Consider the following 20,774-nt stretch of genomic DNA (forward strand, 5'->3'; position numbering starts at 1 on the left):
CTAGGAATACTAAACCTCAGCTCAGAATAATAGTGTTTGAGCAGGTTACACAATAAAGCCACAGGGCGAACACTCGTACTGTGGCTTTATTGTCATTTATCATTTTTATCGTTTGGTTTAGCTTGATTTTGACACGCTTAGTTTTGAAATACTTATTTTTGAAACTCAGCTAATTGCTTAGTGTATTTGTTTTGATAAAACGGATGGTCGGTACTCGCTAACGCTTGTTGTTCAGCTTCGATAGCCTGAGTCATTTTACCTGTAGCAGCATAAACACTGGCTAACTCATGGTAGGCCGAATGCGCTTTAGGATAGGCTTTCAGCGTATCTTGATAAACCCCAATCGCTTGCTGTGGTGCAGCTTTAACTAAACTATTACCTAAGGCTAACAGCGAATCAATTGCTGGCACATCAAAGCCATAAACCTCATCAGACAAACGTTTATAGTAGGCTAGAATTGCTTTCGTTCCTTGTTGAGATACTTCTGAATCAGCCGCTAAAACAGTGTGAACATCGTTAAATATCATCTCGATGCCCAACGCCGTCGCCAAAATAGGTTGGGTCATATAATAGCTGCCGTCAAAACGTTTGATTTGATAGTTCAATTTATGATTGGCATGGGTTTGAATAATATCTTCAAGCTTAGCAAACGAATCCAGCTGCCTTTGCTCAAAGCCGCTATCACTGGTGCTAATAAATAGAAATCTTGGTTTGCCTTGCATGTTTTTGAGCTTTTTAGACGCATCATTGAGCACATAGGCAAAGTCTGTTGATAACACCGGGCTGGCAGCAATATAGGCATTAAATAAACTAGGACGATTGATTAAGCTGTAGAGCACTAAACCTGCATTGCCAGTAAAGCCGTTAAAAATACGAAAGCCATTGGTGCGATAACGTTTATCAATTGCGGGCAATAAATCTTGCTCAAAAAAGTCCAATAGTGCTTGATCGCCTTGCTGCTCTATCGCACCCTGTTTTAACTTTCCCAAGCCTTGGTGGCCGTCGGGCGCGGTAACAATAATGGTTTCTAACCACGGCCAGCCGCCGTTATGGCTCATCCAATCGTGCATGCCTGCTAAATACAAATGGCTGCGCGGATGTAAGTCAAATAACACCACATAGTGCTTATCGGTTTGTTTTAAATAATCGTTCGGCAAGGTCACCAAAAAATCGACTTTCTCGCTAAATAAAATGGATTTCACGCTCAGGGTTTCGGTAGTCTGCTGCGGCAATACATCTGTAGCAAACACTAGACTAACGTGAAAAAAACTCAGTAATAACGTGTATATAGGTATACTTTTTCGCGATACTTTTGGCCATTTGAAAAAATGACCAATCCCAATTTTTAGCATACTAGCTTCCTTGTCAGACTTAAGCGTTGAGCAATATTCGAACCTAACAGACCTTCCTAAACAAGGCAATTTAACATTATCTAATATAGTTCACACCTTGCACTAAAAGTCACCTTGTATCGATGCTATATCACGAATAGCACTAGCCTTAGCCGTCAATAAAGCTTAGGATCATCAATAAGCTAATTAATTGTTTTCGGAGTAACAAATCATATGAGTATTAGAGCTATTATCGTTGATACCGCCGGTACCACTACCGATCTTAACTTTATTCAAGATGTGTTATTTCCTTACTCACGAAAAGAGATGGCTAACTTTCTTGAACAAAATCAACATAACGTAATAGTTGATTATTGTATTAGCGATATTAAAGATATTGCCCTAGAGCCAGATGCCACACTCGAGCGTGTAACTGAGATTCTGCAACAATGGATCGATGAAGACCGTAAAATTACTCCTTTAAAAACACTGCAAGGACTCATCTGGAAACAGGGTTATAACCGCGCAGAGTTTACTGGCCACATTTATCCTGACTTTATAGACAGCATTGAACGAATCAAAGAAAAAGGTATTCGCATTTATAGTTTTTCATCTGCCTCAGTTGAAGCGCAAAAACTGCTTTTTAGCCATACCGAGTCAGGTGATTTAACCCTGTCTTTCAATGGTCATTTTGATACCCGCACCGGTAATAAATTAGACAAACAAGCCTATTGTAATATTTGTAATACGATTAGTTTGAAGCCAAAGCAAATTTTATTTGTGTCAGATGTCGCTGAAGAGCTAAAAGCCGCAGAAGCCGCAGGAATGACGACTTGCCAAATGGTCCGTTTTGCAGATCAACGCCAAGCTAAATGTAGAAAAATCAGCAGTTTTAGCGAATTAACTTTCGATTAATACTTTTCTACTCAACATAAAAAACGACCTTTCAGGTCGTTTTTTATGTCTGTAGCAAATCTATTAACTGGGGAATGCAGGTGAGATACATTTTTTTACTTCAAAATGATAACCGTATTCAGCATTGATATCGGGAGTTATCTCCAGGATTTCATAATCATTAAGCTCAACCACATGCGACAAAGGTAATTTTTTACACCGTGATTTGGTATTAGCCTCTAATTGAAAGGCGAACAACGCAATAGCTTTACGTACACTGGTAAAATACTGGCTGCGTAAATGGTTATAAGGCTGTTTTGCTATCTCATCAATTGCCTCAAGTTCTTGCTCGCGAACTAGCTCGTCAGCCGTTTTAATGACTGGTGGTTCTTCAGCTTTTTTGTCAATGGATTCATCTTTGTCCTTGTCTTGACCTTTAACCGCTAAAGCAGAACCATCATCTGCAAGTATTTCCTCTTCGGTTTCTGCTTCAACTAATTGCACAACCTGCGGGTCATCCAACGCTTTTTCAACTTGGCCATAAAGGTCCATCAACATAGCAAGGTGGTACAACACCACCGCAGCAAGAATCACTCGCACCCAAAAGGTTGTACGATGAAAATGTACGTGATTAATCAGACGAAAGTTTTTCACACCAAAAGGACGGAGTATAAAAGAAATGCCAAACATTAACGGAAAAACAAGCTGTAGTAATAACAGTACAATACAGCTCATTACCACACTCCATGCAGGAATGTAGAGCAAAATGGCGAAGTTATGGGTGTAATTAAAACTACTGGCTGCAACGCCAACCACATCGTTAACCACTGAGCTTGAGCTAGCCAAGGCAAAATTGGCCACAATGGCATAAAACAGTAATAACACTGCTTTGCCTGCCAAACTGTGCCACATACGCTCAAACAAATGCCAAAACTCAATCGACATCGCCATCACGCTTATCATCGCAACCCACACGACAGAGTCTGTGGTGAACAGTAATATTATTGCCACCAAGTATAATTTTTGCGGAAAACTCAGTTTAGTTTGTAACTCGGTAAACCGTGAACAAAACACCGCCCAACACGAGGATATCCATAAACTTGATGTTGTTAAAAAAGTCTCTTTTCCCAAGGTGAAAATCCTTATGAGGTTACTGGCTACACCGACGGCAAATAGCCACTGTCCCTTGCTGTTCATCAGCCAGACTGTTAAATTAACAGATAAGATTTAAACAAGCGTTTAATTTATTAATTCATAACAGAGAACCGCCATGAATGACTTTTTAGCTCAACATTCTATCAGCACAGATATACAAGTTGCATGGGGTGAAATGGATGCACTGCAACATGTTAATAATTCTGTATATTTTAAGTACTTTGAAACCGCTCGTCTCGATTTCTTTAATCAAATTAACTTACTTGGCGATCTTAAATCTACTGGCGTAGGTCCAGTACTTAGCGAAACCAATGCCCGCTTTAAGCGTCCACTAACGTTTCCGGACGCCATCATTGTTGGTGTTAAGATCAGCGATATCAGTGAAGACCGCTTTGTTATGCATTACACCGTTTTCAGCAAAGCACAGCAAGCGGTTACCACTATCGGTTGGGCAAAAGTGGTGATGTTTAATTTTAAAACGGGTCAAAAAGCCAAATTAACCCCAGCATTACTTGAAGCCCTAAAACAACATGAATAGCGCTGCACATACGATACATACATTAATCATGCGAAAATAGCAGGACACGTCTATGAGTGACCAGAATACCGTGACAGTGCTACACCAAGCTAGCCAACATCGTTTTGTGATTGTCACTCAAGGCGTCGAAGCCATGCTTGAATATCGCTTAGACGGTCAAAATATCGATTTTCACCGCACCTTTGTACCACCTACGTTACGCGGCCAAGGCATTGCCGAAAAGTTGGTGCGCACAGGATTGGCTTGGGCTAAAGCACAAAAGCTTAACATTAGTGCAAGCTGCAGTTATGTGGTCAAGTTTTTACGTTAACGCTTAAACTGTGCCTGTTAATGCAGCCAATTGTTGACGTACATCGTCAGCAAGTGGTTCACTTTTTTCGGTTTGATAATTGTAATGCACCATGGTGGTAGTCGCTTCGGCGGTTTTGTTACCGTGCTGCCAACAGCTTTGTAATATATCAAAACTGCTGTTACCTAAACGGCTAATGTGCGTTTTTACAATTACCTCCTCGCCATAATACGTTGGCGCAGTAAAGGCGATGGTAAAACCGGCAATAATCATGTTCCACTTGGTTAGGTCTTGCCCGGGGTTAACGATTTCAAAAATCGGCTCACGAGCGGCTTCAAACCACACAGGGATCACTGTGTTATTAATGTGTCCTAACGCATCGGTTTCACAAAAACGTGGTTTCAAGTTCATGCTAAATTGAGTATCTGCCACAAAAATTCCTTTATTATTATTTTAATATGATGACTATAAGTCCATTGACGTTAGTCTTGATGGATAAAACACCTTTGTCCCATTCTAACGACTCAAGTTGTTATAGGTCATCAAAAAAATCTTTATCGCGGATATATTTATGCATGTAGTGCGATACAAATGGTGACAACAACCAACTAGTAAAGCTGAGCAAAAAACGTTTTAGTGGGGAAATATTGTCGTATATACGTTCATTATGCAGCCACAGCATTCGCCCAACATGGCAGAAAAGCCCCGGGAATGGTGGTAAAAACGTGACAATATCTACCCCGCAGCAAATACGGTAGGTTCGCCGATGTAATAAATATTGACGTTGGAAATTCCGAAATCCTGGTGCCGGTTGACCAAAGGTCACGACCCGTTTAATCGATTTTGGAAACTGTCGTTCTAATCTATCAGCCGCCAAAATAGCCATTGCGCCGCCAGACGAATGTCCAGTCAATGTAATGCGTTTACCCAATGAAATAAGTGGATTAACAATGGTATACAGTTGCTGAAAAATACTTTTATCATCCAGATACTCTGGTGATATAGGATTGCTAAGCTGTTCCAATAAATAATCGTAACCGTAATGGACGTGATAATAGCAGTCGTCAAACTGTTTCACTTTAGGCAGGCAGAGCAGATTGATTAACCATTCATGTACAGTTTGCGAACCACGAAATACCACCAGCACTTCAGGATGATCATCACGCCACAACACTCGCGCGCAGATATGTCCCCAACGATTGGCTATTTCGACATAATTGTCGCGTGAGAACCCTAAATATTGCGGATCAAAGTCGGTTTGATACGTTACCTTGCACAACACCGCATAACGTTCATATTGGTAGCGTTTGAGCTTTTTCACATTGATGTTATCGGTCAGGTAAGACTGATTGGAGCATAAGACAAACAGATGACATTTCTGTGAATCCTAGCGATCTCTCAATAACAAAAGGGACGCCATGTGGCATCCCTTTATGATTAAATCACTCGATATCAATGACCATACATGGCGTTAATTTCAGTATGATATTTACTGTAAATCATTTTACGGCGCAGCTTTAATGTTGGCGTGATTAAACCTGCTTCCATCGAAAATGCTTCATGCAATAAGGTGAATTTTTTGATTTGTTCAAAACCGGCTAATTCATGCTGTAACTCTTTTAAGCGCTGCTCAAAATGTGCTACCACTTGTGAGTGTCGCAACAAATCAATTGGGTTTTCAACATGAATACCTTGGGCCAGAGCCCAAGCTTCTAAGGCTTCAAAAGCGGGCACAATAAGTGCTGATACATAATTACGTGCATCTGCAATAATGGCGACTTGCTCGATAAACGGACAACACGCCACCTTACCTTCAACTCGTTGCGGGGCAATATATTTGCCGTTAGAGGTTTTCATTAATTCTTTAATGCGATCGGTAATATATAAGTTACCTTGTTCATCAATACGACCAGCATCACCGGTTTTTAACCAGCCGTCTTCAAAGGCCTCAGCGGTATCTTCAGGGCGATTATAATAACCGCGCATTACCGTTTCGCCACGCACCAATATTTCATCGTCTTTGCCTAGCTTAATTTCCATGGCATCTAACGGCTTACCGTTTGATCCTGGCACACGATTATCTAAAGTATTACAGGTTACCGTAGCGCAGGTTTCTGTCATGCCATAACCACACAAAACTGGTACACCAATACTGTGAAAAAAGCTGCCAACATTAACATCGAGTGCAGCACCACCAACAGGCATAAACTTTAAACGGCCACCCAATACTTGTTGTAGCTTGCTAAAAACCAACTTGTTAGCCAACTTCCACTGTGCACTTAACCATAAACTTCCAGAGGCACGGCCTTGGTTAACTTCGAACTGACGTTTACCTACTGCCATCGCCCAAGCAAAAAGTGCTTGCCTTGGTTTAGAGGCTTTACTGACTTTATCGTGTACGGCGCTGTATATCTTTTCTAAGAATCGCGGCACGGCACATAAGTTATGTGGTCTAACCGCAATTAGAGCTTCTTTAATGCGATGAGTATCATTTAAATACACATTATGGCCACCACGACATAACACATACATGCTCCAACCGCGCTCAAATACATGGCTTAGCGGTAAAAAGGCTAATGACACATCACCCGAAGTGAAAGGTAACTCGCTGTCATGTTGGTTAATCATGGAGGCAAAATTACGGTAGTCGAGCATCACACCTTTAGGATTACCTGTAGTACCAGAGGTGTAAATCAGCGTGAATAAATCATCTAAGCTGGTATTCGCTAATCTGGTATTGAGTTCATCCGTAATAAGGGGATTAAATTGCGCGGCTAATACGTGATCAAAATACATATGATTATCGGCATTAAGGGTCACATTAGCGTCAAACACAACAATGTGTTGCACACATTCAGCTTGTGCGGCAATGGCACATGCCATGTCATATTGTTGTTGGTTATCAGCAAAAATTAATTTTGCCTGAGCATCGTTAACAATAAATACGGCTTGATCAATCGAGCTAGTAGGATACACAGGCACCACCACGTTACGCGCCTTAAGGGCACCGATATCGGCACAAGTCCATTGCGGGCAGTTTTGGGCTAAAATAACTACTTTATCTTGCACTTGTAAACCAAATTCAATTAACAACTGTGCGACAGAGTCTGTAATCGTATTAAATGCACCCCACGTCACCGTATGCCAAGGAGCAGGCATATCAAAGCCTTCAAGGGCAATATTACCACCTAAAGATTGGCTTTGTTGTTGTAGAAGTCTAACGACGTGATATTGATTTAGTGACATATAACAGTGACCTTTTTAGCTTACAAGTGTTCCGCTTTTTGTATTCTACATTAAGCAGCGACAAATCATAAGAGCTTTTGCTCTATTTTTGAGCTAAAGGTCACGTTCATATACTAAACTGATAAGCTGCTAGATCCATAAACCGCTAAATTAACCAACAGAATTAAGGTGTAGTAATACCATTTATCCACAAACGTTTTTTGCCCCACGCTAATACGCCAATACCAATAAGTACCAGTGCCGCATCAATAACTAGCCACACAAAAATACTGTTACCATCTCTTAAAGCGGCAAAGCTCAGCGACACCACAACAGAATGAACTAACACTATTAGCATTGCCGCTGTGGCTTGCAGGCTATTACGACTTGCCGAACCTATGCCCAACATAATCGCACAGCCCCAAAAAGTGCTTAGCCCTAAATGCAGTATAAATACCCCATCATATTGAGGATCAATTAAGCTATTTATAAAACAGAGCACGCTTACCATAACCATTAACACAGCAATAAAACGATATTGGCTACGATAAAATGCATTGCGCAATCCACTCAGACCACTATAACTAGGCAATAAAAACAGGGTTTCAGCGGCTCGCCAACGTTGAATTCGGCTCCAATGTACAATGGCACAACTGATCACGCTAAATTGCGCCAATAGAAATAATGACGGTACATCAATATCAAACAGCCACGACAGCAACATTAATCCGAGGGTGATTAATGGCAAACACAACAACATAACCGTTAACACTGGGCCGATAAAAAAGTTCATTGGGTGAAACAGCCTCTCCACACGAGTAATCCAAGTGAATCCTTTTATACTTGGCAGCCACATCCAGCCCATTTGCACTGCATTGAGGTGCACCACGCGCGCCTCATTATTCCAGCTGAGTTGGCGGCATAAGGGAATCACCCTAAACAACAGAGCTGCAATCGTTGCCAACATTAGCCAGGTTGGAATATGAAACGCGAGATTATCGATAAACGGCACGGAAACGAAGAGTAAAAACGATAAATGAAAACTGTTACTGCGCCATAAACAAGCCCATATAAACAGTAAACTAACAACTATCCCTAGCAGCAATCTGGGGATGACATCATAAGCAGCAAAAGCAATACAGACCAATAGCTGTATCAATAACATACCCACTGCGATGGTAACCGCCTGAACGAGTACGAGCTGTTGATAACTAGGTATTAGACCGGTCAACTCGGATGCTGCTAAACGATTTAATTGCCACGCTATTGCTGCCGCTGTAGAGACTGTGGCCATTGAAAAAACTAAACTGACAATATCAGTTTTACCTATGACTAAACACAGAATCCCCAGCGCAAGGCCAAGCCCTGCTGTGGCAATAAAGCTGACACAGCCTAAGTCATATAACCATAAACGCAACATGCCACGGTAAGGTTTACGCCATGATGAAAGCTGGCTATTTTGCAGCGATTGATTCATCGATGCAGCTCCATAAATAACTGTTCTAGGTTGAGTGATTTTTCACTCTGCACACCCGTAATATTTGATGGGTTGCCTTGAGTATCCACCAGCACACTTTGTCCGGTTTGGCTCAATATTTTATAATGTGACGGTAACTGGGCGTTGTCGGTTAAGTTGAGTAATTTAACCTCTTCACGCAGGGCGTCGATTTCTTTAAACAGTACCAGTTGGCCTTTTTTAATCAGGGCAACATGGCTGGCAACACGCTCTAAATCTGAGGTGATATGCGATGAAAATAACACAGCAGAACCCGAATCGAGTGCGAGATCGAACAAGTCACTCATAAACTGACGCCGGGCAATAGGGTCAAGGCTAGCAACGGGTTCGTCGAGTAATAATAAGGTTGGTCGATACGCCATGGCCATAATCAATGCCAGCGACTGACGCTGACCCACTGATAATTTTTGCACCGCTTGAGTGACATCCAAATCAAAACGGTTAAGCCAATCTTGTTCGAGTGCCATATCCCAGTTTGGATAGAAGCTGCGGTGCAATTCTAACGCTTTATCTATAGTGAAGCCTTCATAACCAAAAGGCTGTTGTGGCACATAACCGATGCATTCTTTGGCTGGTATTGACAAGGTTGCAGGTGTTTCACCTAACGTGGTGATTTCTCCGCTGTCGATATCGAGAATACCCAATGCACAACGCATTAACGTTGATTTACCCGCACCATTTTGACCTAATAATCCGACTACCATGCCAGGATAAAGTGTCATCGACAGTTCAGCCAACACAGTTTGGCCTGCTGCAGATTTATCTTTGCTGGCAAAGGTTTTGCTCACATGATTAAAACATAAAACGGGCTTATCTTCGGCTTCCATATCGACTTCCTAAATGATGTCTTTAAAAATTAGCTCAGCAATCGCTATTCTTTATTCCAAAATTGTTCCAACAATGCTTGTAACTGGTCATAATCGACCCCTAATTGTCGTGCTTGCTCAACCAATGCAGTTAATTGTGGAGCCAGTAAACTGCTGCCAGAATCATTATTAGCTGCGGTTCTAGCAGCCACACGTGACGGCTGACCACGACGACGCTCAACCCAACCTTGGTCGACAAGTTGCTGCATGGCTCGTGATACCGTCATTGGGTTTACCGCTAAATGTTCGGCAAGTTGGCGCACTGATGGCAAAACATCTTCGGGGTGCAATTGCCCGCCGACAATTAAGCGCACGATTTGATCGTGCAACTGTCGGTAAATGGGTTCGCCGCTGCTGGGGTTGACATTTATTAATTCTAACATTAGCCTTTAACAACTGTATTAATTCATTGATACACTCATACACTAGATGCTAAGGTATCATAATCGTCATGAAATGCAAAAAGGAAACGTTCCGATGATCAACAGGAAGTTTATCAACACCGACTTAGCCAAGCGGATTGTTCGTCCAGATTTATGCCAATCGGCAACGCATACTAGTCGATGGCTCGCGGTTGCTATTGCTATTTTACTTGCCAACAATAGCTTTGCTGATACATCGGAAGCCAATGTGGTCGAACCGGCTAAAACCAGCGCTTGTTACTTAGACGGTTTAGATGAGCAATTACAATGCGGTAAAATAACGGTAGCAGAAAACCCTAAGCTACCAGACGGTAAGCAAATTGATATTCATTTTGCTATTTTACCTGCGATTAAAAATACTCATCCAGATGAAGCTTTACTCGCCATTGCTGGTGGTCCAGGTCAATCTGCTATTGAAAATGCCGCAGGCTTTAATCGCATGTTGACCAAAGTTCGCCAGCAGCGTGATATTTTATTGATTGACCAACGCGGTACAGGTCAGTCGAACATTTTATCTTGCGACGATGATACCTCTGTGATGCTTAGCATTAATGATGACGACCTCGATATCATCGCCATGACAGAAAAATGCTTAGGTCAAATTGATGCAGATGTAAGTCAATACGGTAGTAATACCGCGTTAAAAGATTTCGAAGCAGTACGCGAATATTTAGGTTATCAAAAACTACATTTATACGGTATTTCCTACGGAACACGTATGGCACAGCTTTATATGCGTCATTACCCAGAAGCCTTACTAACCGTGACATTAGATGGCGTGGTACCGATGCAACAAAGTGTTGTAGCCATTGGTGATTCAATAGAGCGTGGTTTAAATGTGTTATGGCGCGACTGTAAAAGCACACCCGCTTGCCAGCAACAGTTTCCTGATTTAGCTGACGAATACAATAAAGTCGACCAACTGCTCGCCACCGCACCGATAAACCAACAAGTACGTGACCCCCAAACAGATGAACTCAGCGACTTTCTACTCACCCGCGGTAAGTTTAGCGGCGCAATTAGAATGGCGATGTACATGGCAAACATCCGTGCACTGATCCCCCATGCTATTCATCAAGCGTCACAAGGTAATTACCAACCAATATTAGGTATTTACGCTTTAACAGCTGACAGCACAGGTATTGCTATGGGCATGCATGCATCCGTGGTGTGTGGCGAAGACATTCACCGCATTACAGATCAAATGCGTAAAGATGCGAAAGAATCGTACATCAGTGGCAACATGTTAGAAGGGTTAGAAAAAACCTGCCAGGTTTGGCCAATACAGCCTGTTGATGACAACTTTAGTGAACCCATTCACAGTGATCTACCCACTTTATTGTTATCTGGCGAGTTAGACCCAGCTACTCCACCCAATTGGGGCGCTTTAGCACAAGAGAAACTCACCAACTCAAAACACTTCATCGCACCTTACGCAACCCACGGTGTAGCGGGACAAAGCTGTGGCAATGATTTAGTGGCCCAGTTAGTCGAACAAGGTTCAGTAAAAGATATCGATGCAGAATGCTTACAAAAAGATGTGCGTCGTAGCTTTTATCTCAACGCTAACACCGTAGAAGTGCTGCCGGTTGTCGACACGGCCACAGACATAGAAACAACAGCATCAGCGAATACCGCTGCGGATAAGGAATAGTCATGATTACTGTTGCAAACTTAACTAAAAAAATTGGCGATGTGCAGGCTCTAGATGATTTAAGCTTTAGCGCTGAAAATGGTCAAATTACGGGTTTACTCGGCCCCAATGGTGCCGGTAAAACGACCTGTTTACGTACCTTGTTTGGCTTACTTAAACCAGACTCTGGCACTGCCACCGTCAATCATATTGATGTGGCTGTCGATCCAATAGGAGCCAAAAAGCAATTAGGTTTATTCCCAGACCCTTTTGGTTTGTACGAGCGCCTTACCCCACGTGAATACATTACCTTTTTTGCTGAACTCAGCGGCATGTCGCGTAAACAAGCTAAAGAAGCCACTGCCGATGTGATTGCACAGCTCAAGCTTGAAGACATTAGCGACCGTCGCTGCAAAGGTTTTTCCCAAGGCCAACGAATGAAAACGGCATTAGCACAAGCGATAGTACACAAGCCAAGTAACATCATATTAGACGAGCCCACTCGTGGACTTGATGTCATGAGTACCCGTTTATTGCGTGACATTTTATTGCAACTCAAAGCTGAAGGTCATTGTGTGTTGTTTTCAAGCCACGTGATGCAAGAAGTCGCCGCCTTATGTGACAGAGTAATCGTAATGGCTAATGGCAAAGTTGTTGCTATTGGTAGCCCTGACGAATTGTGTCAGCAAACAGGTAAAGACTCGCTAGAAGATGCATTTATCGAACTTATCGGTACTGACGAAGGGATTGCAGCATAATGAAAATGATACTCGCAATGGTGCGCAAAGAACTCATCGACGCCGCACGAGATAAACGATCGGTTATGGCTGGTTTATATTATGCCATTGGTACGCCGCTGATCATGTGCGGCATGTTTATGGTATTAATTGGCCAACTGTCTAGCCCAGAAGATTTAAATATCAATATTAACAATGCCGATAACGCTCCAGATTTAGTGCGCTACTTAAGTAATAACGGCATCAACCATGGTGAAGATGAACAAGCGAATAAAATAATCTTAACGATTAGTGACGATTACGCCGCCAACATGGCCAAAGCTAAACAAGCTGAAGTGATATTAATAGCCGACAATTCAGATGAGAAGCTGCAAAAATCAATTCGTCGACTAGAGCGTCAACTGCAAGCCTATAGCGCAGAAATGGGCAGTATTCGCTTAATTGCACGCGGTATTAATCCACGTATCACCCAGCCGTTGAAGGTTAATATCGAAGATAAAGCCACACCAGACTCTAAAGGTGGAATGATTTTAGGCATCGCCATTTTCACCATGATGTACTCGGTATTTATTTCCGGCATGAACCTCGCTATCGACACCAGTGCCGGTGAGCGTGAGCGTAATTCACTAGCATTATTGTTAAGCCACCCAATGAGCACCCGCGAATTAGTCATCGGTAAAATCATTGCTGTTACGTGTTTTGCTCTGCTCGGATTAATCTTGATTTTGCTGGTATCAAAAGTGGCTTATCCCTTTGTACCGTGGCAAGAAATCGGCTTTACCATCAACATTAGCCAAGACTTTATGGGCTTAATGTTCCTCGTAGGCATTCCCGTCGCATTGATGGCCGCCACTTTACAATTGTATGTGTCGTTTATGGCCAAAACCTTTAAAGAGGCGCAATCATACTTAACCATGGTGTTATTTGTGCCACTGGCATTGTCAATGGCAGCCAGTTACAACATTGCCCCAGACGTATTGCAGTGGTTACCAGTATCTGGCCAGCAGCAAGCATTAATGGACTTTATTAAAGGTCGTGAAATTCCAATGATGCAGTTAATTATTTCATCAGTGACCACACTGATCATTGCGATAGCATTAGCCGCAGGCTTAGAAAAATCACTTAAGAGTGAAAAAGTCGTCTTTGGGCTATAACGATAGAACCCCAACCTTATCGCATTGAAATAAGGTTGGGTTAGTAACACAAGCAAAATCATGAATACAATAAATTTAATAAAACGCATAAATAAGGAGTCATTATGGACAACGATTTAGCCATCATCGCACTGGTCTTCATTATTGTGGTTGGCACCACGGCATCTGAAATGTTTAAGTATTATATGAAAAATAAGCAACGAGCTGACATGGGTAGCGTTAGCGATCTACAAGCACAAAACCAAGCGCTGATTGAACGAGTGCAAGTGTTAGAGAAACTGGTTACCGACAGTGATTTTGATTTAAAGCAGCAGTTTAAACGGCTATAGAATAAATGAGGAAGATCAATAAGTTCGAATAAAAATGCCGTCAAATTTAGACGGCATTTTTAATCAAGTTAGTTATTATTTTGCTTTAGGTCTAAATGGCTTTATCACTGCTTCGTCACAGACTAAAAATGGTCCGTCCATTAAGTCGATACAATACGGAATTGCAGGGAAAACGGCATCTAAACATTCGCGGATAGACTTAGGTTTGCCCGGTAAATTCACAATCAGCGAATCTCCACGTAAACCCGCAGTTTGACGTGACAAAATAGCCGTAGGGACAAATTTTAATGACTCTGCACGCATTAACTCACCAAAGCCGGGCATCATTCTATCGCACACCGCTTCGGTCGCTTCTGGCGTCACATCGCGCTTTGCTGGGCCGGTTCCGCCAGTAGTGACGATTAAGCAGCAATCTTGGTTGTCGGCTAAATCAATCAATGTGGTTTCAATAACATCACCTTCGTCAGGAATAACCTTATAGACAGGTTCCCATTCCGAGGTTAAATATTCATTCAGTACATCAATAATGGCCTTTCCAGACAAGTCTTCGTATACGCCAGCGCTGGCACGATCACTAACCGTTACGATGCCGATTTTAGCTTTGCTCATGGTTAACTTTCCCTTATGTGGGGTAAATGCAGTAATGCAATTATATGCGCACAATCTAACAAAAAAATCGACGTTCACAAAATCGTATACTGATATATCGGTAACTGTTCAAAAAATTGCTTTCTAGCACAGCGATGACGCCTGATTATGCATTACAATGTATTTTCTGTTCAGGATAGTAAGCGGTTATCAAACAGTCACTTAGTTCATTAGCTGGGTTCGACGGACTTTATTAACCTCTTAGCCCCACCAGAGGGTGAGCCACATAAATTTGCGCTTGATTCGACAATATTTTTCACTGGCTAGGTTTCAGCATAACATGAGAGAACATACGCATGAATAAACAGCGCGGTTTTACCCTTATTGAATTAGTGGTAGTGATTATTATTTTAGGGATTTTGGCTGTAGTGGCAGCGCCCAAGTTTATTAACCTGAAAAGCGATGCTCTTATTGCCAATTTGAATGGCTTACAAGGCGTATTGAAGTCGGCCAATACCTTAGTGTATTCAAAAGCCGTGTTGTCTGGTCAAGAAAAGCTCGATCCGGGTTCGGTGACATTGAATGGGGAAACGATTAGTACCACCTTGGGTTATTGATAATGTTGTAAAAGCGCTTGATGGTTCGTTTGAGGTGGTAGTAGACCCATCGAAGACTGATATTACTGCCGATTGGGCTGTGTATTATAATTCAGGAACGAATCCATCTGTATCTATTTATCCTAAGGGATTTACATCTTTTGCTGACTGTAGCTTGCGTTATTTGGCAAGTTCATCGGATCCGTCTGAACCAACATTTTATAGTCTTACCACTACCGGTTGTTAGAGTTCATCAAATAAGGTAATTGAGGCAATAGTAAACGGTGAAAAAGCCATTCTCATTGCCATTTATGCGACAAATATTATCTGTGCCATTTGATTTACCATAAAGAGAAAAAATAGATACCTCACTAGCGAGATATCTATTTGCACACCACTTTGTTAGAAAGATATTGTACAAGTGTCATTCAGAGAGGTTGTAAACAGGCTCTTTATCACCTGAAGCTTTTATTGATTTAATCCAAACGAATTGGCGTGAGTTTATCGGGCCACGACTATGTAGAACTCAATATCGGTTCAAGGTTTGTTACATTCGGATTTTACTTACAAACAAGAGTAAAAAACACTCGCCTATTTACGATGAAGATCGCACTTTATATGACTTCGCATAGACATGTTAGATCCCAAAAACTAGGTTCTAGAAATCACGAAAGAATCGTGATTTAAAATTAACAATAAAATCAGATAAATTTAAATAGAGATAAGAAACTTATATTCGTTATGACATCATTTGAAAATAGAAGTTAACAATGTTTATTAGACTGGATATTTTATACAGAGGCACCGAATCAACTTCGTTAAAATGATGCCTCATGTTTAAATATAATAGGCACTAATGGCCAATGTACTTATCTACAAAAGCAAGTATCGTCTCATAGACTTCCTGGATATTCTCCTCTTTGTAAAAACCGTGCCCTTCATTATCCTTAACCAGCCACTCGTATGGTTGATTAGCTTTATCCAGCGCTGCTTTTAACGCTTCTGCATGTTCGATTGGTGCTCGTTCATCATCTTCACCATGAATAATTAACACTGGAGCTTTAAGTTTATTGACAGAGTAAACCGGTGATTGTGCTCGCTGAACGGCTTTATCGCTACCCAGAGTTTCATCTAAAAAAGCATCACCCCAAGTCATCGATGTAACATCACCTTCGTTATAAAGCATCTCCAAATCATAAACACCTGCATAACCAATTACACACTTAAACGTGTCAGGAAAGCGAACTCCACTCTGCAAAGCGCTGTAACCACCAAAACTAATGCCAAAAATACACATTCGTTTCTCATCTGCCACGCCTTGTTGAATTGCATATTGGGTTGCTAGCATTATGTCATCTTGAATTTTTGTTCCCCAATTACCATAACCAGCCTTTTCAAAAGACTTGCCATACCCTGTAGAACCACGAAAATTCACTTGTACCACTGCGTAGCCTCTACTTGCAAGCATCTGTACAATTGGGTCAAAACCCCAATAGTCACGAGCATGTGGACCGCCATGAGGTAAGATAACTGTTGGTAAATTTTTATCTTTCCCTTTTGGTAAAGTCATCAACCCATTCAAAATTAAACCGTCTTTAGTCTTAATTCTAAAAGGCTCTGTCATCGCCATCTCACTCGGTTTTATCCAACCTCGAGCATTTAGTAAATGACGTGCTTTCATTGTATCGGTGTCAAAAAGGTAAAACACACCAGGATTACGATCACTACTCACATGTACTATGGCTTGTTTGTCATCAGCCGTGACACTGGTCACTAATACAGTGTCACCATTAAAAGCTTGTACAAGTGACTGATGTAATTTAGCTTCAACAGAGCTTGGTTGCAGATACAGATAATTAGGGTAATCCTCATCCAAACGCAGACCAAAAACTTCATTCAGTTGGGAGCTTATGACATAAGTTGGATCGACCATGGTGCTGCGATAAAGCTCAGTCTCCTTATTTGTTAATAAGTCATAGTGATAAAGTCCTTTCGGGCCACCATCGTCACTTTTTAGCGCATAAATACTATTATTATCGGACGAAAATGCAATTGGCTGGAATTCTCCATCAAAGTCTTCACCAAACTGGCTCCATGAATCTCCCTTACCTGATGAGTAATAAAGATGAGTTCGGTAATTTTTGTCTAATCCAGATACAAAACGAGGATATCCTTCATGGTCTATTAAAAACTCACTATAAACGATGGGAGCACGCTTCACTTTACGCGCTTTACCACTATAGATGTTCAACTTAGTGACTTCTGAAAAAACGTCGGTTCTACGACTTAATGCACGTTTAGAAATCAATACATGCTTATCATCACCTTCAAGAAGATCAATCAGAAACCCCCCTTGAGCGGTTGGGTTTTTACTGCGGTAGCCAAATACCATTAACCCTTTTGAACCATCAAAATTTACAGAATAAATTTCGCCATAATCAAGTGGCTTTTCGAGCGCCCCACGAACCTGCTCAACTTGGATCACAACTCGCTCATTGTTCACCCAATAATAATCAGCAACTTGATCATGCTTTTCACTACTAAGTGCAAAGGTTACGTTAAAGGTTTTAGTATCTAAAAAAGCTAATGTCTTACGTCCTTCAGTGTTAACCAAAATAGCAAGGTGTTTACCGTCGGGCGATATTTTGACATTATAAAACTCAGGGGCACGAGAAAAGTCATTAACACTTACCGCAAAAACGTTGCTTGAACTAAATGCAAACAACAAGACAAAATATAAAAGAAAATCTTTAAAGTTACTCCGCAAAATTAATCCATTATTTTTATTCCAAAACATCATTAAACCTCCATTTATATTCTTAAAAGCGAAGTAGCAAGATCAAGATAAATTTGTATTGAATTTATGACTTTGAGCCATTACTTATATTTATAACGATATAACCTGAAAAATTAAGGTCAACACTACACCCTTTACATATAACTACAATAATCATACATCCATAGAGTTATATTAATATTAACAACAAGATAGGTTATCAAAGAATCAATACCGCATCATAATCGCATCTATTTTATAACATTTAAAACAATGAAGAAATAAGGAATTTTTTGTGCACAGTTCTTCACAGCTAAAATCCGCAATTTTTTGTTCATCTTCAACAAGCAGCACTTCCATTGAGTTTTATTCTTGCGGTAAACGCTTAAAAGCATCTAATCTGAGGTGTCGCACCCGCAACCTATATGACAACATTGTCATTTAACAGAACACCATAGACATTGTTATAGAGCTAAAGTACTCACAACATAAAAAATGATAAACATTGATTAGAAACGGCTATGCCGAGTAATGTTTATTTTTCAGCATGATGGGACATGCGCCCATTAGGTAATCTTGGTCAAGGGCATCAAAACTTATTAGCAGAAACAGCACAAATTCAGAATGGAACAAAGTATGTTGGTCGGCCTCGGCTACTACAAATCTGAATTTAATCTGTAATAACGAATAAAAATGAGTCTACTTTACAAAAAGCTATTTCATTGCGGATTTTACATATACATCAAAGCGGTTTTTCTTGGTTGCGATAACCATACTAGGTTTAACACCGTCTAAGTCTTCAGCGTAATCAGGGCGTTTTACCACCACGCGCTTAGTGGCGAGTGCCATAGCGGGTGCTAACAGCCCATCGGCATCAAGATCGGCTCCGACTAAGGTTTGAAACACGCGCATTTCTTTTTTAACCAGGGCTGATTTTTCGCGGTGCGGGTACATAGGGTCGAGGTAAACGACATCGATCTCGGTGCCAGATGACTGAGCGGCATCAGCTAATGCACTAATACTTGAGCCATGAAATAAGCTCATAAGATCGCGCATCCAATGGCCTATTTCGGCGTCTTCGTAAGCTCGGCGTAAACCATCTTCAAGCAATGCAGCCACAACGGGATGACGTTCAACCATAATGACCTTACAACCTAAACTGGCCAATACAAAAGCATCTCGACCAAGCCCTGCTGTGCCATCAACTACAGTAGGTGTGACACCTTGCTTTAGCCCAACCGCTTTGGCAATAGACTGACCTCGACCACCACCAAATTTGCGACGATGCGCCACAGCTCCAAACACAAAGTCAACACTAATACCGTCGAGCTTAGGTTCATCTCGCTTATGCAAACTTAAACAGTTTTTCTCAAAACGCAATTCAAACGCGGCGTCTTTGTCCCACACAAGCTGCCAACGCTGGGCGATGTCGACTAATGAAGGATACTGCTGATTAAAGAAGATAGGTGTCTGCAACAAGATGATTACCATGCCAATATAAGAAACTACGCCATTATGCCAAAAGCCATCACCAGTGAACACCTATACCTCGTGCGCTAGACCACTTATAATGTGGCGATTACACAGTTTTGCTGTCTCATTAGTTAATGGAAATACCCATGCTCAGTTATCGTCACGGTTATCATGCAGGCAATTATGCCGATGTGCTTAAGCACTCAATGCTTATTCAAGTATTAAAAGCGATGCAGAAAAAAGATAAACCTTATGTGTATATCGATACTCATGCAGGTGCAGGTGCCTACTCATTAACCGATGAGTTTGCGCAAAAAACTGGCGAGTATTTAGAGGGTGTTGCCAAATTATGGGACCACACTAATTTACCCACTGCATTGGCCAACTATGTTGAAACAGTGCAACACTTTAACGCTGAGTTTGATGGCGAGTTAACGGTATACCCTGGCTCACCGGCTATTGTAGATGTTGAGCTTCGTCCACAAGATCGTATGGTGTTACACGAACTGCATGGTACTGACCATGAGTTGTTAGCAGACTATTTTGCTGAAGACAAACAAGTCAAAGTGATTAAAGGTGATGGTTTACAGGGATTAATTGCCGCGGTACCGCCATTAGAGCGCCGTGGTGTAATATTAATTGACCCTAGCTATGAAATGAAAACTGACTATCAAGATGTGGCTAAAGCTATCATAAAAGCCCACAAACGCTTTGCAACAGGCACATTTATTTTATGGTATCCCGTTGTTAAACGTGAGCAAACAGAAGCAATGTTAACCCTGCTTAAAAATAGTGGCATTAAGAAACAACTGCGTATTGAGCAAGGCATTAGCGCCGACAGTGACGAGTTTGGTATGACAGCAGCAGGTTTATGGGTAATTAATCCGCCTTGGCAATTGGATGAACTCGCCAAAGAAACATTGGATTATTTAGCGCCTTTACTAGGCGGTGCCGACGGAAGCATTAGCGTAAAGTGGGAAGTCGGCGAGTAAGACTTTCTACCCGCAAAAGATGTGAGTTTATTGTCGTATCAGATCCTAACTATCTTTATTGAAATAACACACAAATTTCAAATGGAATTAACCTGCAGGCTCAATGGTTCTCCGTCCGAAGTGTCCGAAATAGCGTGATGAAAATGCCGTAGTGACATCATGGATGATGGCACAGGCTCAGGGGTACATGGATGTACCATCTGAGCCGTTAGGCGATTTTTATTATGCTATGAGGATCAACACTTTGTCGGAGCTGCGGG

The 20,774-nt window shown here is 41.5% G+C and carries 21 protein-coding genes; 10 read left to right on the top strand and 11 right to left on the bottom strand.

The window, feature by feature from the left end; genetic code table 11:
* Positions 1-152 precede the first annotated feature (152 nt).
* The gene (locus ABIS04_RS19240; protein WP_350432124.1) at positions 153-1,352 is read right to left on the bottom strand and encodes an alpha/beta hydrolase-fold protein; all 1,200 of its coding nucleotides are present in this window, start codon (positions 1,350-1,352) and stop codon (positions 153-155) included.
* A 213-nt stretch (positions 1,353-1,565) separates the two neighbouring features.
* Between ABIS04_RS19240 and mtnC the strand changes: the two genes are divergently transcribed.
* On the top strand, positions 1,566-2,246 hold the full coding sequence (gene mtnC / locus ABIS04_RS19245) for an acireductone synthase (RefSeq protein WP_137224266.1): 681 nt from the start codon (positions 1,566-1,568) through the stop codon (positions 2,244-2,246).
* A gap of 63 nt (positions 2,247-2,309) precedes the next feature.
* Here the strand turns inward: mtnC and ABIS04_RS19250 are convergent, their stop codons facing one another.
* On the bottom strand, positions 2,310-3,356 hold the full coding sequence (locus tag ABIS04_RS19250; protein ID WP_350432125.1) for a hypothetical protein: 1,047 nt from the start codon (positions 3,354-3,356) through the stop codon (positions 2,310-2,312).
* Positions 3,357-3,495: 139 nt separating this feature from the next.
* On the opposite strand from ABIS04_RS19250, the gene ABIS04_RS19255 reads away from it, so the two are divergent.
* Together ABIS04_RS19255 and ABIS04_RS19260 are read left to right on the top strand one after the other, a co-directional pair.
* Positions 3,496-3,918 (top strand): thioesterase family protein, encoded by a 423-nt coding sequence (locus tag ABIS04_RS19255; protein WP_140235441.1) that lies wholly within the window; start codon positions 3,496-3,498, stop codon positions 3,916-3,918.
* A 52-nt stretch (positions 3,919-3,970) separates the two neighbouring features.
* On the top strand, positions 3,971-4,228 hold the full coding sequence (locus tag ABIS04_RS19260; RefSeq protein WP_350432126.1) for a GNAT family N-acetyltransferase: 258 nt from the start codon (positions 3,971-3,973) through the stop codon (positions 4,226-4,228).
* A 3-nt stretch (positions 4,229-4,231) separates the two neighbouring features.
* Here ABIS04_RS19260 and ABIS04_RS19265 read toward each other — a convergent pair whose 3' ends face one another.
* The 6 genes from ABIS04_RS19265 to ABIS04_RS19290 form a co-directional block, all read right to left on the bottom strand.
* A complete protein-coding gene (locus ABIS04_RS19265) occupies positions 4,232-4,618 on the bottom strand; it encodes an acyl-CoA thioesterase (protein WP_371833654.1) in 387 nt (128 codons plus the stop codon).
* Positions 4,619-4,739: 121 nt separating this feature from the next.
* Positions 4,740-5,528 carry an Mbeg1-like protein gene (locus ABIS04_RS19270; RefSeq protein WP_137224256.1) on the bottom strand — a complete coding sequence of 263 codons (789 nt, stop codon included), beginning with the start codon at positions 5,526-5,528 and terminating at the stop codon, positions 4,740-4,742.
* 131 nt (positions 5,529-5,659) lie between these two features.
* On the bottom strand, positions 5,660-7,453 hold the full coding sequence (locus ABIS04_RS19275) for a long-chain fatty acid--CoA ligase (protein ID WP_350432127.1): 1,794 nt from the start codon (positions 7,451-7,453) through the stop codon (positions 5,660-5,662).
* A 163-nt stretch (positions 7,454-7,616) separates the two neighbouring features.
* Positions 7,617-8,909: an ABC transporter permease gene (locus ABIS04_RS19280; protein ID WP_350432129.1), complete on the bottom strand. Its 1,293-nt coding sequence runs from the start codon at positions 8,907-8,909 to the stop codon at positions 7,617-7,619.
* The gene (locus ABIS04_RS19285) at positions 8,906-9,775 is read right to left on the bottom strand and encodes an ABC transporter ATP-binding protein (RefSeq protein WP_350432130.1); all 870 of its coding nucleotides are present in this window, start codon (positions 9,773-9,775) and stop codon (positions 8,906-8,908) included. The genes ABIS04_RS19280 and ABIS04_RS19285 overlap by 4 nt, the downstream gene beginning before the upstream one ends.
* A 44-nt stretch (positions 9,776-9,819) precedes the next feature.
* Positions 9,820-10,197 carry a GntR family transcriptional regulator gene (locus ABIS04_RS19290; protein ID WP_137224248.1) on the bottom strand — a complete coding sequence of 126 codons (378 nt, stop codon included), beginning with the start codon at positions 10,195-10,197 and terminating at the stop codon, positions 9,820-9,822.
* Positions 10,198-10,291: 94 nt separating this feature from the next.
* Here ABIS04_RS19290 and ABIS04_RS19295 point away from each other — a divergent pair, with 94 nt between their 5' ends.
* From ABIS04_RS19295 to ABIS04_RS19310, 4 genes are all read left to right on the top strand, one after another.
* Positions 10,292-11,890: an alpha/beta fold hydrolase gene (locus ABIS04_RS19295; RefSeq protein WP_350432131.1), complete on the top strand. Its 1,599-nt coding sequence runs from the start codon at positions 10,292-10,294 to the stop codon at positions 11,888-11,890.
* A gap of 2 nt (positions 11,891-11,892) precedes the next feature.
* Entirely contained in the window at positions 11,893-12,627 is a 735-nt protein-coding gene (locus tag ABIS04_RS19300) for an ATP-binding cassette domain-containing protein (protein ID WP_137224244.1), read from the top strand.
* Positions 12,627-13,760: an ABC transporter permease gene (locus ABIS04_RS19305; RefSeq protein WP_140235447.1), complete on the top strand. Its 1,134-nt coding sequence runs from the start codon at positions 12,627-12,629 to the stop codon at positions 13,758-13,760. The genes ABIS04_RS19300 and ABIS04_RS19305 overlap by 1 nt, the downstream gene beginning before the upstream one ends.
* 104 nt (positions 13,761-13,864) lie before the next feature.
* The gene (locus tag ABIS04_RS19310; protein ID WP_350432132.1) at positions 13,865-14,089 is read left to right on the top strand and encodes a hypothetical protein; all 225 of its coding nucleotides are present in this window, start codon (positions 13,865-13,867) and stop codon (positions 14,087-14,089) included.
* Between the two features lie 75 nt (positions 14,090-14,164).
* On the opposite strand, the gene mog is transcribed toward ABIS04_RS19310, so the two are convergent.
* Entirely contained in the window at positions 14,165-14,698 is a 534-nt protein-coding gene (mog, locus tag ABIS04_RS19315; RefSeq protein ID WP_350432133.1) for a molybdopterin adenylyltransferase, read from the bottom strand.
* A gap of 335 nt (positions 14,699-15,033) precedes the next feature.
* Between mog and ABIS04_RS19320 the strand changes: the two genes are divergently transcribed.
* On the top strand, positions 15,034-15,294 hold the full coding sequence (locus ABIS04_RS19320) for a type II secretion system protein (protein WP_350432134.1): 261 nt from the start codon (positions 15,034-15,036) through the stop codon (positions 15,292-15,294).
* Positions 15,260-15,520: a hypothetical protein gene (locus ABIS04_RS19325; RefSeq protein WP_350432135.1), complete on the top strand. Its 261-nt coding sequence runs from the start codon at positions 15,260-15,262 to the stop codon at positions 15,518-15,520. Before ABIS04_RS19320 ends, ABIS04_RS19325 begins: the two co-directional genes overlap by 35 nt.
* 606 nt (positions 15,521-16,126) lie before the next feature.
* Here the strand turns inward: ABIS04_RS19325 and ABIS04_RS19330 are convergent.
* On the bottom strand, positions 16,127-18,073 hold the full coding sequence (locus ABIS04_RS19330; RefSeq protein ID WP_350432136.1) for a S9 family peptidase: 1,947 nt from the start codon (positions 18,071-18,073) through the stop codon (positions 16,127-16,129).
* Positions 18,074-18,763: 690 nt separating this feature from the next.
* A complete protein-coding gene (locus ABIS04_RS19335) occupies positions 18,764-19,540 on the bottom strand; it encodes a class I SAM-dependent methyltransferase (RefSeq protein ID WP_350433479.1) in 777 nt (258 codons plus the stop codon).
* 128 nt (positions 19,541-19,668) lie between these two features.
* On the opposite strand from ABIS04_RS19335, the gene ABIS04_RS19340 reads away from it, so the two are divergent.
* Positions 19,669-20,514, top strand: coding sequence for a 23S rRNA (adenine(2030)-N(6))-methyltransferase RlmJ (locus ABIS04_RS19340; protein ID WP_140235450.1), 846 nt, complete (start codon positions 19,669-19,671; stop codon positions 20,512-20,514).
* Positions 20,515-20,774 lie beyond the last annotated feature (260 nt).

This window comes from Shewanella sp. H8, from assembly GCF_040285065.1.
Lineage (GTDB): Bacteria > Pseudomonadota > Gammaproteobacteria > Enterobacterales > Shewanellaceae > Shewanella > Shewanella polaris.